The organism is Priestia sp. SRI_019 (assembly GCF_057586255.1).
Genome location: NZ_JBYCZN010000002.1, coordinates 337,244 through 354,489, shown reverse-complemented (window position 1 = coordinate 354,489; position 17,246 = coordinate 337,244). Strand labels below are relative to the sequence as shown.

The 17,246-nt window shown below is 35.8% G+C and carries 18 protein-coding genes and 1 pseudogene; 14 read left to right on the top strand and 5 right to left on the bottom strand.

From position 1 onward, the window contains the following. The first annotated feature begins 87 nt into the window (after positions 1-87). Together AC2YJL_RS12120 and AC2YJL_RS12115 are read left to right on the top strand one after the other, a co-directional pair. Positions 88-1,287: a phospholipase D-like domain-containing protein gene (locus AC2YJL_RS12120; protein WP_487374771.1), complete on the top strand. Its 1,200-nt coding sequence runs from the start codon at positions 88-90 to the stop codon at positions 1,285-1,287. 358 nt (positions 1,288-1,645) lie between these two features. Beyond that, positions 1,646-3,580: an alkyl/aryl-sulfatase gene (locus AC2YJL_RS12115; RefSeq protein ID WP_230932648.1), complete on the top strand. Its 1,935-nt coding sequence runs from the start codon at positions 1,646-1,648 to the stop codon at positions 3,578-3,580. Between the two features lie 9 nt (positions 3,581-3,589). On the opposite strand, the gene AC2YJL_RS12110 is transcribed toward AC2YJL_RS12115, so the two are convergent. After that, positions 3,590-3,745, bottom strand: a complete 156-nt coding sequence (locus AC2YJL_RS12110; protein ID WP_195693825.1) for a hypothetical protein — start codon at positions 3,743-3,745, stop codon at positions 3,590-3,592. 199 nt (positions 3,746-3,944) lie between these two features. On the opposite strand from AC2YJL_RS12110, the gene AC2YJL_RS12105 reads away from it, so the two are divergent. Then, the gene (locus AC2YJL_RS12105) at positions 3,945-5,237 is read left to right on the top strand and encodes a Glu/Leu/Phe/Val family dehydrogenase (protein WP_195693823.1); all 1,293 of its coding nucleotides are present in this window, start codon (positions 3,945-3,947) and stop codon (positions 5,235-5,237) included. A gap of 232 nt (positions 5,238-5,469) precedes the next feature. Further along, complete coding sequence (locus AC2YJL_RS12100) at positions 5,470-6,030, top strand: nitroreductase family protein (protein ID WP_487374770.1); 561 nt, start codon at positions 5,470-5,472, stop codon at positions 6,028-6,030. Between the two features lie 269 nt (positions 6,031-6,299). Here AC2YJL_RS12100 and AC2YJL_RS12095 read toward each other — a convergent pair whose 3' ends face one another. Beyond that, complete coding sequence (locus AC2YJL_RS12095; RefSeq protein ID WP_230932650.1) at positions 6,300-6,785, bottom strand: hypothetical protein; 486 nt, start codon at positions 6,783-6,785, stop codon at positions 6,300-6,302. A gap of 21 nt (positions 6,786-6,806) precedes the next feature. Beyond that, a complete protein-coding gene (locus AC2YJL_RS12090) occupies positions 6,807-7,220 on the bottom strand; it encodes a thiol-disulfide oxidoreductase DCC family protein (protein ID WP_230932651.1) in 414 nt (137 codons plus the stop codon). Positions 7,221-7,587: 367 nt separating this feature from the next. Here AC2YJL_RS12090 and AC2YJL_RS12085 point away from each other — a divergent pair, with 367 nt between their 5' ends. Beyond that, positions 7,588-8,355 carry an ABC transporter ATP-binding protein gene (locus AC2YJL_RS12085; protein ID WP_230932652.1) on the top strand — a complete coding sequence of 256 codons (768 nt, stop codon included), beginning with the start codon at positions 7,588-7,590 and terminating at the stop codon, positions 8,353-8,355. A 26-nt stretch (positions 8,356-8,381) separates the two neighbouring features. Beyond that, the gene (locus tag AC2YJL_RS12080) at positions 8,382-10,832 is read left to right on the top strand and encodes an FtsX-like permease family protein (protein ID WP_251568151.1); all 2,451 of its coding nucleotides are present in this window, start codon (positions 8,382-8,384) and stop codon (positions 10,830-10,832) included. Positions 10,833-10,894: 62 nt separating this feature from the next. On the opposite strand, the pseudogene AC2YJL_RS12075 reads toward AC2YJL_RS12080, so the two are convergent. Further along, positions 10,895-11,391 (bottom strand): annotated as a pseudogene (locus AC2YJL_RS12075) (lysophospholipid acyltransferase family protein). A gap of 172 nt (positions 11,392-11,563) precedes the next feature. Further along, positions 11,564-12,043: a GyrI-like domain-containing protein gene (locus AC2YJL_RS12070; RefSeq protein ID WP_195693807.1), complete on the bottom strand. Its 480-nt coding sequence runs from the start codon at positions 12,041-12,043 to the stop codon at positions 11,564-11,566. A gap of 233 nt (positions 12,044-12,276) precedes the next feature. Between AC2YJL_RS12070 and AC2YJL_RS12065 the strand changes: the two genes are divergently transcribed. The 8 genes from AC2YJL_RS12065 (at position 12,277) to AC2YJL_RS12030 (ending at position 17,229) form a co-directional block, all read left to right on the top strand. Further along, complete coding sequence (locus AC2YJL_RS12065) at positions 12,277-12,402, top strand: hypothetical protein (protein WP_014459997.1); 126 nt, start codon at positions 12,277-12,279, stop codon at positions 12,400-12,402. 764 nt (positions 12,403-13,166) lie between these two features. Further along, positions 13,167-13,496 carry a hypothetical protein gene (locus AC2YJL_RS12060; protein WP_230932654.1) on the top strand — a complete coding sequence of 110 codons (330 nt, stop codon included), beginning with the start codon at positions 13,167-13,169 and terminating at the stop codon, positions 13,494-13,496. Positions 13,497-13,624: 128 nt separating this feature from the next. Next, a complete protein-coding gene (locus AC2YJL_RS12055) occupies positions 13,625-14,440 on the top strand; it encodes a protein-glutamine gamma-glutamyltransferase (protein WP_013057144.1) in 816 nt (271 codons plus the stop codon). Positions 14,441-14,883: 443 nt separating this feature from the next. After that, entirely contained in the window at positions 14,884-15,357 is a 474-nt protein-coding gene (locus AC2YJL_RS12050) for a DinB family protein (protein ID WP_098249668.1), read from the top strand. A 136-nt stretch (positions 15,358-15,493) separates the two neighbouring features. After that, positions 15,494-15,709 (top strand): DUF378 domain-containing protein, encoded by a 216-nt coding sequence (locus AC2YJL_RS12045; protein ID WP_013057146.1) that lies wholly within the window; start codon positions 15,494-15,496, stop codon positions 15,707-15,709. A gap of 133 nt (positions 15,710-15,842) precedes the next feature. Continuing rightward, the gene (locus tag AC2YJL_RS12040; protein WP_013083262.1) at positions 15,843-16,028 is read left to right on the top strand and encodes a hypothetical protein; all 186 of its coding nucleotides are present in this window, start codon (positions 15,843-15,845) and stop codon (positions 16,026-16,028) included. A 15-nt stretch (positions 16,029-16,043) separates the two neighbouring features. Next, positions 16,044-16,322, top strand: coding sequence for a hypothetical protein (locus AC2YJL_RS12035; RefSeq protein WP_230932655.1), 279 nt, complete (start codon positions 16,044-16,046; stop codon positions 16,320-16,322). 100 nt (positions 16,323-16,422) lie between these two features. After that, entirely contained in the window at positions 16,423-17,229 is an 807-nt protein-coding gene (locus tag AC2YJL_RS12030) for a cobalamin-binding protein (RefSeq protein WP_230932656.1), read from the top strand. Positions 17,230-17,246 lie beyond the last annotated feature (17 nt).

Here is a 17,246-nt window from a genome sequence, read left to right as displayed (position 1 = left end):
ACAGGCTCTATATTTCCATACATTTCCTCATATAAAATAAAACAAACCTCCAAAGCCTATACGTATTAGATGAATCAGGAGTACAGTATGATTAAAAAAACGCTGTTTATTTTAGTATGCGTGCTTTGTTTGTGTTTGTTTTTTCAATGGGACGTAAAAAAAGGATATAATGCTTACGTTCGTGTACATCCGCTTATCGAAACGCCTGTTTACCAAGGTAAGTTAGCACTGTATGCAGAAGGAAGTAGTTTATATCCTGCTTTATTTGAAGATATTAAAAAAGCAAAAAAATACGTGTATATTCAATTTTTTATTATTCGAGCGGACAACATCAGCATGAAGCTGTTTAAACTATTGAAAGAGAAAGCAGGTGAAGGGGTAAAGGTTAAACTTTCTGTAGATCGTTTTGGAGGAAACGATCTCTCCCGAATACTCATAGATGATCTTAAGAAAAGCGGAGTTGAGTTTACATTTAGTCGAAAAGCAAGCAGGCAGCACTTTTTCTATAGTATTAATCATCGAAATCACCGAAAGTTTGTCGTAGTAGATGGCCAAGAAGCTTATCTGGGAGGTTTTAATATAGGAGAAGAATACTTAGGGAAGCATAAAAAATTGGGCTATTGGCGTGATTACCACTTACGAATCAAAGGAGAAGGTGTTTTTGAAATTGAAAAGCAATTTTTGAAAGATTGGGAAGAAGACACGGGAAAACATATTTCTCCTCAGCGAGTTCCTATCGCTCGCTCTAACGGAGCAAACTATCAGCTGCTGTTTTCAACTGGAGAAGAACTTGAGCAAAAGATGATTGATCTAATCAACCGTGCCAAAGTAAAGCTTACCATTGCTACCCCTTATTTTATTCCAAGTGAACGTTTAATGAATGCACTTATTTCAGCAAAAGAAAAAGGTGTTTCAATCGATATTATACTTCCAGACAATACCGATGCGTGGTTCACTAAACCGCCTAGTTACCCTAAAACAGAGAAACTATTAAACAAAGGTATTCAAATTTTCTTATATAAAAAAGGGTTTTTTCACGGAAAAGTAATGATCATTGATCATACAATCGCCAATATTAGCACAGCCAACTGGGATCCCCGAAGTTTTTATTTAAATGATGAAGCGAGCTGTATCATTTATGATCGCGAGATGATTACGCACGTAGAACGAGAAATTAATGAAGATAAAACAAATAGCCGTAGATTAACCAAAAGAGTAATAGATGAATTACCTAAATGGGAACATTCTCTAAAAAACACCCCAGAGTGGATTTATTATTATTTTTGAAAAAATAACCAAATCGTGTTTTGTTTATTTTTTTCCGGGTATATATTCTATGTAAGGCCAATACAAGAAAGGAGAGACTGTACACACATGCATTGTTTTACAGCGACTTCAAGAAACGTATTGAGCACCTTAGAAGGAAGATTTGTTTTGATTACAAAAGGCACATTGGTAAACAATCGTTATACTAAGTGCTAGGCTGTCTAATTTAGACAGAACACTCGACTATTCAAACATAACATTCAGTATAAAAAAGAAGATGCGTACTAAGCGCATCTTCTTTTTTTTGTTGACTCTATTTTCCCTCCCTTTTTGTACTTCGTCTTATTTTTACGCATAAAGTAATAAAAAGGAGGGGGTTATGCTGTTTGATTATGAACGAGAGTTAACGATTCACCGAAAAGATGCTACTCAAAAGACTGCAGCGACTAATGCTGAGACTTATAAAAACATAGACTGGGAACAAGTGAAATTAGAACAAAATCTTGCGGATTACCAAGCTCTTGTACGCGTACCTTTTCCTCTGATTTTCAAAAAAAATCAGCTGTATCCTGTATGGGATTTAAGAAAGTACGCTTTTTTATTTGAACAATCTACACCTGCTACTGTCCACCCTAAACTGTGGGAACAAGGAAAATTAAATGTACAAGCCGGCTTATATCAGGTAACTGAAAATATCTTTCAAGTAAGAGGCTTTGATATGGCTAATATTACATTTGTTAAAGGAAAAACGGGATGGATTGTTATTGATTGCTTGACGTCAAGAGAAACAGCAGAAGAAGCACTTAAACTAGTAAACCAGCACTGCGGGAAGCGTCCTGTTAGAGTCGTTATCTTCTCACATTCACATATAGACCATTACGGTGGAGTTTTAGGAGTATTACCTGATTCAATACAAAATAAAACTAGTAAAGTTTATGCTCCTGCTGGGTTTATGGATGCGGTTATTGATGAAAACGTCACGGCAGCCACAGCAATGACACGAAGAAGTCAATACATGTACGGTATTCAACTGCGACGCGATGAAAAAGGCCTAATTGACAACGGTATCGGAAAAGAAATTTCATTTGGAACAATCACGCTTATTAAAGGAATAGAAGAAATTCGTTCTTCCGAACATCATTCTTATGTAAGTAAGAAAATTGACGGCGTCTCATTTCAGTTTCAGCTTACGCCAGGAACAGAAGCGCCTGCTGAAATGAACATCTATATTCCTAGTGAAAAGTCTCTGTGTATTGCAGAAAACTGTACGGTCACTCAGCACAACCTCTATACGCTCAGAGGAGCAAAAGTAAGAGACGCAGCAGCATGGGCAAGATACTTGCAGCAAGCAATCGATTTATTTGGCCAAGAGCTAACAACTGTATTTGGGGTACATAATTGGCCAAGGTTCGGAAACGAGTCGTGTATTACCTATATCGAAAATCAACGAGATGTTTATCAATATATTCATGACCAAACATTAAGGCTGATGAATCAAGGTTATACCATCGACCACGTCGGCCGAATGATGAAGCTTCCGGAAACTCTATCTCACGAGTGGTATACAAACGGCTTTTATGGAACGGTTAACCATAACGCAAAAGCGGTTTATCAGCGCTATATGGGCTGGTATAACAGCAATCCTGTAGATTTAAATAAACTGTTTCCTGAAGAGTCAGCTAAGAAATATGTAGAGTATATGGGCGGATCGGACAACATTGTCAAAAAAGCACAGCGCTGTTTTCAGCAAGGCGACTATCAATGGGTAGCTGAAGTGACCAAACAAGTAATTTACGCTGATCCTCACCATGTGAAGGCAAAACTTTTATGCGCAGACGCGCTTGAACAATTAGGGTATATAGCTGAATCTGGTCCTTGGCGAAATGAATATTTAACAGGAGCCAAAGAACTTCGTTTAGGTAATATACCGCTGCCAGTCAACATTATTACAAAAGAAGTATGGGATACACTTCCTTTGAAAAATATTTTAGAACTATTTAGCATTCGCGTAGATGGATTAAAGGCAGGCGCATGTAACTATCGTATATTGTTTGTGATACCCGATCGCAATGAAGTAGCTCTCACAGAACTTAAGCATGGAATCTTTAGGTACCTCGGAGATACGCGAAAGAAAGCTGAGGTGACGGTAACGATGTGGCAAGATACCTTATATCGGCTAACAACTACAAATGATCACTCTTATAGCTCGGTCATATTTGTTCAAGGAGATAAATCAAAATGGGATTTCTTTTTGTCTTGTCAGGATTCTATCGATCCAAACTTTAATATTGTGACACCTGTTTCTAGAAAATAGAGTACCTGATTACAGCTCAGAAAGCACATCGTTGACTTTTTGTTCAAAGCAGCTGTCGCATGTGAAAATTTCTTTTTCTTGAAAAGATGTTAGCCTTTCTCCGCAGATGGAACAGCATTCTATATAGTGATTGCTTCGCTCTTGTTCTTTTCTTTCATGTAACATAGCACTTTCCTCCTTTGCAGTATAAATAGTTTGTCTTATTTCTTTAAGTATATACTAATATCAGCCTATGCAGGGAATATCAGGCTTGCTAATGCGGATTATGTATAATATAAGAACCGTTGTAAAGCAGCAGAAATTGGCACAGGAATTGCATGTTAAATCGTTGAGAAAATTCAATGATTAATATGGGGTGAACAGAATGTCCATTACAAAAACAGCTAGTGAATTAAAAAAAGAACAGCAGCAAGAACAGGAATCACTTAATTTATTTTTATCTACTCAAACCGTTATTCAAGAAGCGCTTCAAAAACTAGGGTATGGTGAAGAAATGTATCATTTGCTGAAAGAACCGCTGCGCATGATGACGGTTCGTATTCCAGTTAAAATGGATAATGGAGCGGTAAAAGTATTTACGGGCTACCGCTCTCAGCATAATGATGCTGTCGGACCGACTAAAGGAGGCGTGCGTTTTCATCCTGAAGTGAATGAAGAAGAAGTGAAGGCATTATCTATTTGGATGAGTTTGAAATGCGGAATTGTCGACCTTCCGTATGGCGGCGGTAAAGGCGGAATTGTATGTGATCCAAGAAATATGTCGTTTGGTGAACTAGAGCGACTAAGCCGCGGCTATGTAAGAGCTATCAGTCAAATAGTTGGACCTACTAAAGATATTCCTGCACCGGATGTCTATACAAACTCTCAAATTATGGCGTGGATGATGGATGAATATAGCCGACTGCGTGAATTCGATTCTCCTGGTTTTATTACTGGAAAACCTATCGTACTCGGAGGGTCTCAAGGACGTGAAACTGCAACGGCTAAAGGCGTAACCATTTGTATTGAAGAAGCCGTTAAAAAGAAAAACCTTAACTTGCAAGAAGCGCGGATTATTATTCAAGGCTTCGGAAACGCCGGCAGTTTTCTTGCTAAGTTCATGCACGATGCAGGTGCAAAAGTGATTGGCATTTCAGACGCGTACGGAGCTCTTTATGACCCGCTTGGTCTTGATATTGATTACCTCCTTGATCGACGCGACAGTTTTGGTACCGTAACGAATTTATTTGCAAATGTGATAACAAACGAAGAACTATTAGAAAAAGAATGTGATATTTTAGTACCCGCAGCCATTTCGAATCAAATTACGGTTCGTAACGCTCATCACATTAAAGCCTCTATTGTAGTCGAAGCGGCGAACGGACCGACTACGCTTGAAGCCACGCGCATTTTAGATGAAAAAGGCGTGCTTTTAGTGCCAGATATTTTAGCAAGTGCTGGAGGCGTAACGGTTTCATACTTCGAATGGGTGCAAAATAATCAAGGCTACTACTGGTCTGAAGAGGAAGTAGCTTACAAATTACGCAAGGTAATGGTGGATTCATTTGAAACGATCTATCAAATCGCTCAAGAAAATGACGTAGACATGAGACTCGCTGCTTACATGGCAGGAATCAAAAAATCAGCTGAAGCTTCTCGTTTCCGCGGCTGGGTATAAGATAAAAAAACGATTTGGATTACATGTTCCAAATCGTTTTTTATTTGCCGGAACTGCCAAATAATTAAAAGAAAAACTGCTAAAAAAACAAACATGCTTAAAAAACTGGCATATTCATCGTTACCTAATTGATAATCAAAACATTTGACAGTGAGAATGATTTTCAATTATTCTATATTCAAGACAAATACATAACTATAATAAATTGAATGTAAAAAAGGAGACGAAAAGCATGAGCGTATTAGATATTATTAAAGCCAGAAGAACGATTGGAGCTATGCAAGACAAAGATGTATCAGAAGATGCTATCAATCTTATGTTAGAAGCAGGCACTTGGGCTCCTAACCATAAAAAGACAGAGCCTTGGAAGTTTCGAGTGTTTACAGGGGATTCACGCGTTCGTTTAGGAGACGAAATGGAACGTATTACGAAGCAAAAAACTGCTCACTTAAGTGAAGAAGAAGCGTTGAAAAAAACAACAAAAGCTAAAAAAGGCCCGCTTCGTGCTCCTGTCATTATTGCTGTAGCAGTAAGTCCTTCAGGAAAAGTGCCTGAAATTGAAGAAATCTCTGCCGTAGCGGCAAGCATACAAAATATGCTATTAGTAGCGGAAGAACAAGGTTTGGCTACAATTTGGAGAACAGGTGAAATTGTCTATCAGACAGAACTGAATGACTTTTTATCTCTAGAAGAAGACGATAAGCTCTTAGGCTTAATTTACGTCGGACATCCTAATAAAGAAGCTTTATCAAAACGTATTCCATATCAAGATAAAACGATTTGGTATCGTTAAAAGGCTATTCCTATGTTTCTATAAATAAAAGGCAGCAGCTCATAAGTTGAGCTGCTGCCTTTTTTATTGTTTTTGAGAGTGGCATTAAGTTGCGCTTTTATTAGCTTACCTGCAGCAGTTTTTTTTAGCATCTTATGGAGAACTTCTCTGGTTTCCGTAAACTACTATTCAAAGCAAAATAGGAATTGTCTGTGTTCAGTCTTCTTTGCGAAGACCAAAATAATAAGTACACGCCAAACCGAAGATAATGGGCGGCAAAAGAAAGACAATCATTTAACGGTCACCTTCCTTTCGGATGAGTGAACGTCTACTTTCTGCATTGGGGTAGCGGTATTGACAAAGAAGATGCCTTTTAACTTTGAATATTCCATCAATACTAATAGCAAGCTCATTGCAAGCAGCGGAACACACACCACTTTGGCAGGAATGTTGAAACAATAGTTAAGGACGGTGATGTTGGCAATAATGGGGAGAAAAATAATGTTCCCTAGTGTTGCGGTACGCGGAATCACCAATAGCAATGCAGCTAATAATTCGCCAGCGGCAATAAAATAGTTGTAGAAATCGGAATACCCAAAGAAATACCACGCCAGTTTCATCGCAGAATCTTTTGTTGAATCGAACACAAAATCGCCTGTTATAAATTGTCCTGGGTAGATTTTGGTCATTCCATAAATAAGAAACGTAATGGCCATGGTCCACCTTAGGGTCGCAAGAATACTTAAACGAAATTTCTCTTTTGTTGATAAACGCATTGTTTTCCTCCATTTGTATGCTTAGTCCAAAAATCGCATTTTAGTTTCAGGGGTTGGCAACATACATGACGTTTGTTTTCCAAACCACTTATACCGATTACGTGCAATGAAACGATAGAGCAGGTTTCGAATGAACGCGGGAACCACTTGGAAACACGCCATTAGTTGAATGGGTCCTCGAAGCTGGCGGACAATATGTAGGATAGCCGTAGACTCTGTGTAAAGATTCCCGTTCATAAGAAGAATGGCCGACTGAAGCGGTGGGTCCTCGTAGTTATGCTTACGCAGCAAGATCCCCGCATTATCAGATTGAAGCGACGCAAAACGAAATAGAGCACGCGGATCTCGTTTGATAACAAACTGTACCCATCCGTTGCAAAGATTGCAAACACCATCAAATAGAATAATAGGATGGTGTGATGGATTTGGCGGCATAACGTTTCTCCACTTCCTTTTTTATGAATATTTACTAAAATAAGTATAATTGTTTACGTGTTGGACTACAAGACATAAGGGTAAAAGTGGAAATATTTTATGTGAGTTCAAGTGAATTTAAGCAAGAAAACAGAGTCAAATACAACACTGTTTTTGTTTGAATTTGAATGTAGCAGCTTATCTAATAAACTTCTACTTTTTTGTGTTTCTTATAAATAACTAAAAATTTTTCCTTTTTTTCACAAAATGTAAAACTATTCCTGTTTTGAAACGTACTAGATATAGGAGAAATTTACAAAGGTAGATGCGATAAAAGAGTTAACCATCTTTGTTACTACAAAAAAGAAACTTACTTCGAGGTGAAGACGTGAAAAATAAACATATTTTAGAGGTGGAAAATTTAACTAAAGTTTATAAAGGAGAGGGCTATGAAGTCACTGCACTAAATGATATATCCTTTCAGTTAGGGGTAGGTGAAATGGTTGCTGTTATGGGAACGAGTGGTTCAGGAAAAAGTACGCTGCTGAACATTTTAGGAGCACTCGATGAGCCAACTAGTGGAACGATTAAATTAAAAGGAATGCTTTCAAAAGATATGTTCGAAGAACCTCAAGCTTCAGCGTACAGACAAGATAATATTGGATTTATCTTTCAATCATTCCACTTATTAAAAGATTTATCTGTAGAAGAAAACATAGCTCTGCCGCTCGTTTTAAAAGGACTTACATCGGATGCAATTGATTCAAAAGTAAATAGCATTGTTGAGCTCTTGGGCTTAACAGCTTGGAAAAAACACCGTCCTGTACAACTGTCAGGTGGACAACAGCAGCGGGTAGCTATAGGAAGAGCGATTATAACTGAACCACCTATCATATTGGCGGATGAACCAACAGGTAATCTAGATTTTAATACTTCGGAAGATATATTAAATACACTGGTGTCTACGAAGAAGCAGCTTAACCAAAGTATATTACTCGTTACTCACGACCCTAACGTAGCCACTTATGCAGATCGAGTTTTATTCTTTCACGATGGTAGCATTGTTGATACGTATAACTGTAACGGAAATAATGATTTAGATTACATATTGGAGAAATTTAAACTTATTACAAAGCCGGAGAAACAAACGCTATGAGGACCATAAAAGGAGTAGCTTTACGTTTGTTTAAAGCTAATAAGTTTATTGTCTTTTCATCTATCTTAAGCATAGCTATCTCTGCAACACTTGTACTTAGTATGGTGTTATTTTCATTTAATGCTCAGAATACGCTTAAGAATCAGATGAAACAGGCGTATGGGGAAATGGATTTATCAGTAGGATTTAATATGGACCAAAGCAACGTCCTTACACCAAAATTAGTGAACGAAATTGTTCAAAACAAAAAAGTTAATAAAGTATCTAAAGTTTCTATTGCTCACTTAAACGTAAACAAGATGGACACCGCTATCTATACAGTAGGTGCAGAAAATAATTATCTACCCAAAAGCCGATACCATTTTACTGAGGATTTAAATGAAGAGTCTGTTGTAATGAACAAAGGATTAGCAAAAGTTCTACACGCAAAAATTGGCTATAAGATCCTTATTGAAAACAAAAAATACACTTTGGTAGAGACAGTAGATGACTTAACTGCTACGGGTTCTGCCCCAGATATGCTAATACTTAACCAAAAGGTTGTAAAGAGCTATATCCAAGCAAAGGATAATCGTAAAGCCGAAGCTACTTATTTATTAATTAAAGCAAAGAAGAATGTAAATACTCTGACTTTAGCCAATCAAATAAAATCTTATGATAAAGACTTACGCATTGATATTGCTGAGCAAGATTATGGGGTAAAAAGTAATTTGCAATCATTACATCTATTTATTGTTGTATTGTCTGTATTAGTGTTAATTGTTACTTCTCTTATTATCATTTCAAATTTCGAACTATTGCTTTATAAAATGCGAAATCAATTCGCAATTATGCGTTCATTAGGTGCAAGTACTAAACAAATTAGTAAAATTATTATGATACAAAGCACTGTGATTAACATTACCGGTATATCTTTGGGTTTTATACTAAACTTTTTAAGTCAGAGAACCCTGTATAGTTGGGTAGAAAAGCTATTTAATATTCCAACCACACCTTCGGAATTTAATGTGGGTGCCGCTATAAGTATTTCTATTTTAGCTTTTATTGTTATTCAGCTCTTTTTATTTGTTCCAGCTTACCGTAGTACAAAGGTATTACCGCTTAAAACAATGGAGGAAAACGAAAAACTTAATTATAGTTATTCAAAAGTAAGGGTTACTCTCTCAAAAGTTTTAGTCGGAATTGCTGTATTCTTAATTATTGGTAGCCAAGTGTTGCCCACAAGGGGGACGTATGGGTCTGCTATGCTTTTAATATCAGTGGTTTTAGTATTGCTAGCCTTTGTGTTGGTTTTTCCTATCTGGTTACCAAAAATCTTAGAATGGTTCTTACCTTATGGGCAAAGGTTATTTGGGCAAGAGTTTTATATTTCTGTGAAAAACCTTATTCCTCAAGTCAGAAAGAACACTGCTATTATTTTAATGATAAGCAGCTTAATGATAATTGCCGTATTTGGATCTGTTACATTACGTACAATTCAAATAAGCCAACTGGAACAGTTGAAAAAAGATTTTGCCACTCCTATTCTAATTGAAACTCGAATTGATAATTCCAAAATAAATTCTATGGAATTCACTAAAACAGTAGAGGAACTATCAGGTGTAAAGTCCGTTAGTAACTTTAGCACCCTAGGGTTGGCAGAATTACAAACCGAAGGAAAGAAAGTAGATATGAATTATGCAGTAGTTGATCTCAAAAGACTACAAGCACAAGGATTGATGGCTCACTTAAACAGTAAAACTCCTAGTAATGGCTTAATATTATCTGAAAGATTTGCACAGCAGAGCCATTTAAAAGTAGGGCAGACAGTTCCAGTGGGAGAGTTTTCTAACGAGACACAAATTGTCGAGTCTAAAGGAACCTTTAAAGTCATTGCCATAGAAAAGCAACTGTTAAATAACGCAGATGCATATGTAGACTGGAATAACCAAAAATTGCTGGATGTTATTTTCTATACCCTTTATGTGGATTCCGAACATATAAAAAATACAGTTAATGAACTTGAGGAATTAAAGAGTCAGTATCCAGAAATTAAAATCAGTAACTATGAACAATCGGTAAAAGAAGCAAACAAAATGTTTTATCAGCGCTGGGGGATATTTATTTTAGTCATAGCTACATTAGTTGCATCTACGATGGTTGGTGTATTTAACTCTTTAGCAAATAACATATACTCTAAACGGAAAGAATTTGCTGTTTTACGTGCAATGGGCGTGACACCAAAAGGTCTTCGTAAAGTTATACTGTCACAAGTGAACCTATATATTGGGATTGGATTAATTATTGGTATAATAATGGGCTTACTAACGACCTTTATACTTCTTTTAGTTGATCCTGGCGAGTTTGTAATAGATTATAAAGTAATAATTACTGTATCGCTTTTAATGTTGGCAGGCAGTACGCTTATATTTTGGTTTGTTGGTAACAAAATTTTGTCTCAGGAACTTTCAATTGAGCTTACCAATGATAATAAATAAACCAAAAAACAACTTAGCGGCTAAGATATTCTCTTAGTAACTAAGTTGTTTTTTTAATGTATTTATATATTATTGCTTTTTATTTGTATTAACTTTTCAAACGAATTTGAAATCAATTCATTTGCTGTCTTTATAATAGCCTTTTTGTCAATATGCAATTTAGGAATTTTAATGCGGTCTCCTGTTATAATTGTTCTTTTCTTTCTCCCTAATAAGTCTTTTATAGAAGAGGGCCCAATATAAACTGCAGGTATAATTGGTACATTTGCCTTTGAAGCAATATGAATTGCCCCATTTTTTAATTCTTTCTCCTCTGAGGCTCTTGTCCCACTTGGAAAAATCCCACTATTTTGTTTTGTCTAAGTAATTTTATAGGTATTTTTAAGACGCTAGGACCTGGATTTTTTCTATCTACAGGAAATGCATTCAAATTTTCTAGTAGCCTTTTAATTAGCTTTGTTTGAAACAACTCTTTTTTTGCCATAAAGTGTACAGGTAGGGGATATAAAGCTATGCCCAAACACACCACATCAATCCAACTTTTATGTGTGCAAACTATAATGAAAGGTTAATCATTGGGCAGTTTTTGCTTATTTATTACGTTCATCTTTCCATAATAAATACATCTAATAAAAAAAGAGCATCCATTGATGCTCTTTTTTACGTTGACATAACAAATTAGGTTATTATGTGTTCCGCTCCAAAATAATGATATTAAAGACTTACTTTACTTATTTAGCGTTTAAAGAGCTTTCTACAGGAATCCATATTTTCATTTCATATAATGGAGATTGTTCTTGTCCAGCCATATCACTATTTACTATTTCAATTTCAGGAGCTCCTGGTTTTATTTTATAGCCATTTGAATCAAATGTATCCCATAGCTTGCCGTATGTATTAGGAATCATTGTAGCAGGACCAGTGTGCTTGAAAACGACATATCTTTGCGCAGGGAAAGTATGTACAGTCGTTCCTTCTCCAATTTCACTATAGAGTACAGAAGATATTTCAATTCCACACGTATAGAAATAATGATCACTCCTTGGCGGCAAACATACACCGATAATTTGTTTTAGGTTTTTAGTTAAGAAAGACTTGTATGCTTTATCCCAAAGTTCAGGAATAGGGTATACAACCTCCTTAGTCCACTTACCGGCGCCGCTAAATCCAACCATTACAAAATCTTCTTTTATAACCTCTTTAAATTCCACGGTAAATCCCACCTTTTTAATATAGACTACATACCAATTATAAAAGAGATGAGATTTTTAAACTTAACCTTTCTTGCTAACATCTTAGTAACAAAAAACATACTGTTTAACCAAGTATGTATATAAATAAGACTTATGATAAGGAAATTAAAATACAATTAATCTATAAATTTACAATTTTAATCAAATAGAGTATGGTAGGGGTAAAGTCATTTAATAAAGGGGGGGAAGTAGTGAATAAGTATGGGTTTGCTTCAGTACTTGTAGGCGTTATCGGTTTAGTCTGTTTATTTCTTTTAAAGGGCCCAAATGTAGTTGTAAATGTAAATAAAATAAGTACATATAAGAATGAGGAGTGATGAAGATCAGCATCAACATAACTCTAGGACTTATAATAATTTTCTTTGTTTTTAGTCTATTTTACACAGCCATCGATACTCGTAAGAAGATTCCTATTGTTGTTAATGTATTATTGCTTATCTTAATAATGGGTATATGTATTTGGCTAAATATTTTAAATGCCTGGATCGCTATAGGTGCACTGATAACTTTTACAGCCTTTATAATTTTATTTAAAAAGCTTGGTAAGAAGTTAAGTTCCTTTAATTTAAGCTTTTATTTACACGACCGTACAAAAAAACATTAAATATTATGCTATTAATCTAAAAATATATATCAGCTGAAAACGGGTTTCTTGTTATCGTTTTGTTTCCTTTAACTTATTGGTCTATCTACGAATTTATATTAAGACCTAAGAAAAGAAGTATAAGCATTTACCAAGTGGATTGCCAAGAAATTTCAGCTTCCAGATTTTATATAAGTCAAAGGGATATTGAGATAGAAAGGAAGAGGTTGAAACAAAAATTAAAAAAACAAAGTTATTAAACATATTAGGAATTTTATTAATAATGAGCGCTACGCTTTATCCAGCTGGCTACATAAAATCACTTTATACTTTTATAGCACTATATGTTGTAGGTATGACTTTAATTTTAACTGTAGGAATTGTATCTAGAAAAGGGCGTTAATTGTTTTAGGGAGTTCAAAGTACTTAAATTTACTTTTTTTATAAGTGACGTAACGAAGATTCTGGAGTGAAAATTTTATAAGAAAGAGGGAAGTAATGGACGTTCAAAAGGTAGCAAACTTATTTTTGATTTTTGTCTTAATTGCAGCAGGCATTTCCTTGGTAATTGGCTTTGTTATTGCTGTGAGAAGTACCAACTATAAGAAGGGATATATAAGTACTTTTATATCCAGCGTGGTCTTTTTACTACTGATTGTGAGTTGGTATGATAAAGCATCTTCAAATGTTTTTATGGGGACAATACCTTGGGTTTTAAATGTTATTGCCGTCATTCTTGTGTTACCACTGTACGTGTTGTGTGCTCGCTTTATATTTAAAAAGGTTACAAAAGGACAAAAAGGAACAAATGAAAAGATTAGCGGTTAACTTACTTTTTTTATCGTTTTTTCTAATCTTCATGATTTTAACTAAATGAAGATACACAAAATATTTTTTTATCAATATCCTGTTAGAGAAAGTGATTGATATCATTTTCTGTAAAGGAGAGAACGTCTATGATTAAAGTTAATCAACAAATTGTGAAAATAAGCGATTTAAATAATAGTTCGTTAACAAAAGAAAAAGCAGACATTTTAAAACAGATGGATGCCTATAGGGAAGTGTATGAGTATGCTACATTTGACCAGCTTGATTTTGATGTATCTGTTAAATTACAAATTATTGAATCATCTGTGTTGCTGCGCAAAAGCGGCGCCAGGTTTGCCACATTTGCACGTTCTAGGTGTAACGAAAAGTATTGGAAACGAACCGATAACGGAGGGTTTCAACTACTGCCTACCGTTTCTCCTCATCAGGCCATCGATGATATTTTTTACAACGGACACGAATACGCGTTTGAATGCGCGACGGCTGTTATCATCATCTTTTACAAAGCTGTATTAAATAATATTGGAAAAGCAAACTTTAACAGGCTTTTTGCTGATCTTTATTTACACGATTGGCAATACGATGAGGATCTTGAGCTCCATGGTTATAAAGGATCTGACTACTTGCCCGGAGACTGTGCTTATTTTAAGAACCCTGATTATAATCCTGATACTCCCCAGTGGAAAGGTGAAAACACCATTGTATTAGATGAAACTCTATATTTTGGTCATGGGATTGGAATTACGACGCGGGAAAGAATTATTGAAGTGTTAAATTTAAAGAGAAAAGATGACGCAAAGCAATCTGCTTACCTGTCAGATGAAATTGTCAGACTTCACACCGCTCACCTCAGTTATTTTGCAGTTAGATACGAACCCGTTGTTTGGTACGACAGAAACAGCGCTATTATTTCCACTATTGGGTCGATTACGTATGTAGCTTGATTGATCAAAGTTTTGATACTTTGATCTTTTTTTGTAAAAAGGAAAGAATTACATGAAGGTAAATTTGAGAATTCAAAAGGATTTTATGTATAAAAGCAGAATCCATTTAATACGCAGGTCTTAAAACTAAAAGGAAAGGAGGAGATTACTATTAAAAATCGTGATAAAAGACGCAAGAGAAAACGCGGCGCATTAAAAGATTATCTGAAAAATAAGCTTGGTCAGCTAAAACCGAAGCCAAACAAAGGACCTGTCTCAAATTTAAAGTCTTCTGCTTAAAACATCCCCCTAGTTTTTATATAGGGGGATTTTCTTTTGAATTTTCTTTTGAATTTTCTTTTATTTTAAGGTTTAAATGTTATGAGTGGCATTTAAAGATTAATTTGTGCACAATAGACATTGAATAGTTTATCTAATACGACAACGTAAGGAGAGATTAGACGATGGAAAACATGATTTTAAAACATATGGACGTTGTAAGAGGGATTACGATTAGTATCCTCGAAAAAACAACAGAAGAGGCAGCGGACATCACACCAAAAGGATTCAATAACAATATCCGCTGGAATCTCGGACACATTGCCTTTATTCAAGAAAAACTTGTGTTTGGCTTAGCTGGTGAACCGATGCAAACGCCAGAGAGTTATGAAAGCTTTTTCGGCGCAGGAACAAAACCTGCCGATTGGACGGAGGCTGCTCCTTCTCTTGAAGAAATTGCGAATGTGTTGAAAGATCAAGCACATCGCATTAAAGAGTTCATGCCTCAGCAGTTTGATAAGCAGTTAATCACACCTTTTACAAATAAAGCGGGTATCAACTTTACAACAGTTGGCGAAACGTTTTTATTCAGCTTCTATCATGAAGCGATGCATGTAGAAACGATTAAGCAAATTGGGAAAGCTGCAGCTGCACAATAATAAGGAAATAAAAAAGAATAAATCACATATTCTTTATAACTATTTTACATAGCGCCTAGGCATATACTGATCTACACAGCGCATAAGATGTAACATGAGCTGCTTTTCCTAATGCAGTTCGCAAGGAGGTGACAACGTGAAATTTCTTTCAGGTTTAACGACTCTTCTTGTGATTTTAGGCGGTTTAAATTGGTTAGCTGTAGCATTAGGCGTGAATGTAGTAGAAGAGCTATTTGGCTCTTGGGATTGGTTAGTAACAACGATTTATTGGTTAGTTGGTCTGTCTGCTCTTTATCAAATTTTTGATAAGTTCTTCGGAACGGGAGCGAGTGTCAAAAGCAAAGCGCTATAATAAATATTATTTTTTATTATCTCTTTAGGGAGTTTGAATGTATATTCAAACTCCCTTTTTCATGGATAAAAGACGTGACATCCTTACAAAATACGGTAAAATAAGGTAATAACCCAAAAAAAGGAGGGATGAGATGGAGCTTTGGGGTGTAGTACCTATCTTAGTGTTTGGAGTTCTTTATATAGGAATCATTGCTGGTATTATAGCTGTTATCGTTATAGTGTTAAAGCGAATGAAAGAGAGAAATCAATATTTACGTGAAATACGGGATGAGCTGAGAAATCAAAACAGAGCAACTATAGCAGAAAATAAAGAATAGAAGAGGGTTTAATAGATGAAGAAAAGTGTACTTCCTATATTTTTTATCGTAAATCTTTTTTTTATTTACTGTTTATTATTTAATCAAGGATACATCTTTCAGCTACAGAATCTACCTTACATATGGGCTATTTATTTACTTCTTGGCACCTGTTTAGCTTTTTATTATATGCTGCGATATAAACGAAAAAAAGACGGACAGGCGTTGCTTTCAATCGGCATTTTAACTACAAGCATTAGTTCACTTGGCTGTTTAGGTTTCTTTTACTTCTTTTATCACGCGATGGGCGGATAAGAGAGAGCACCACAAGCAGGGACTTCAGTGAAAGTCTCTGCTTTTTATATTTGGATCTATTGTATAATAGAAAAAAAGAAATGAATGCAGGAGGGGAACTATGCGAATTGTTTCGCTTTGTCCAAGCAATACAGAACTAATAGCGTATTTAAAATGTGAGCATTTGCTCGTAGCAATTGATGATTATTCCGATTGGCCGCAGTCTATTCAAGGTCTGCCGCGTTTAGGTCCCGATTTATCTATTAATATGGATGCGGTGGAAGAAGCTAAACCCGATTTAGTCCTAGCATCACTAAGCGTTCCTGGAATGGAGCGAAATATTGAAGAACTTAAAAAACGAAAGCTTCCTTATGTCGTATATAATCCTAATTCGCTAGAAGATATCCGTCACAATCTACAGGATTTAGGTCAGCGATTAAACATTGAATCAAAAGCAGCTGAACTGTTAAAGCGTTATGATCAGTTTCTTTCTACATATAAAGGGATTGCAAATCAAATTGATGAAAAAGCCACTGTATACTGGGAATGGTGGCCAAAACCTATCTTTACTCCTGGCAAAGCAAACTGGCTGACTGAAATTAGTGAGTTAGCGGGAGGAGAAAATATATTTGCTGATCATAAAGAAGCAAATGTACAGAGTAATTGGGAAGAAGTGTTCAAACGAAATCCACAACATATTTGTCTGGCTTGGGTAGGAGTGCAGACAAACAAAGTAAATCCGACTATTTTACATAAAAGACCCAACTGGTCTGACATGTGTGCCATTAAAGAACATCGCGTACATGTACTAGAAGAATGGCTGTATTGTCGTCCTTCACCTCGGTTGCTGTTAGGATTAAAAAAACTCGCGCCTCTTCTTCATCCAGATACGTTTCCTGCATTTGACGGCAAGGACCCCTTATTATAAGAAAAAGGAGCGATACA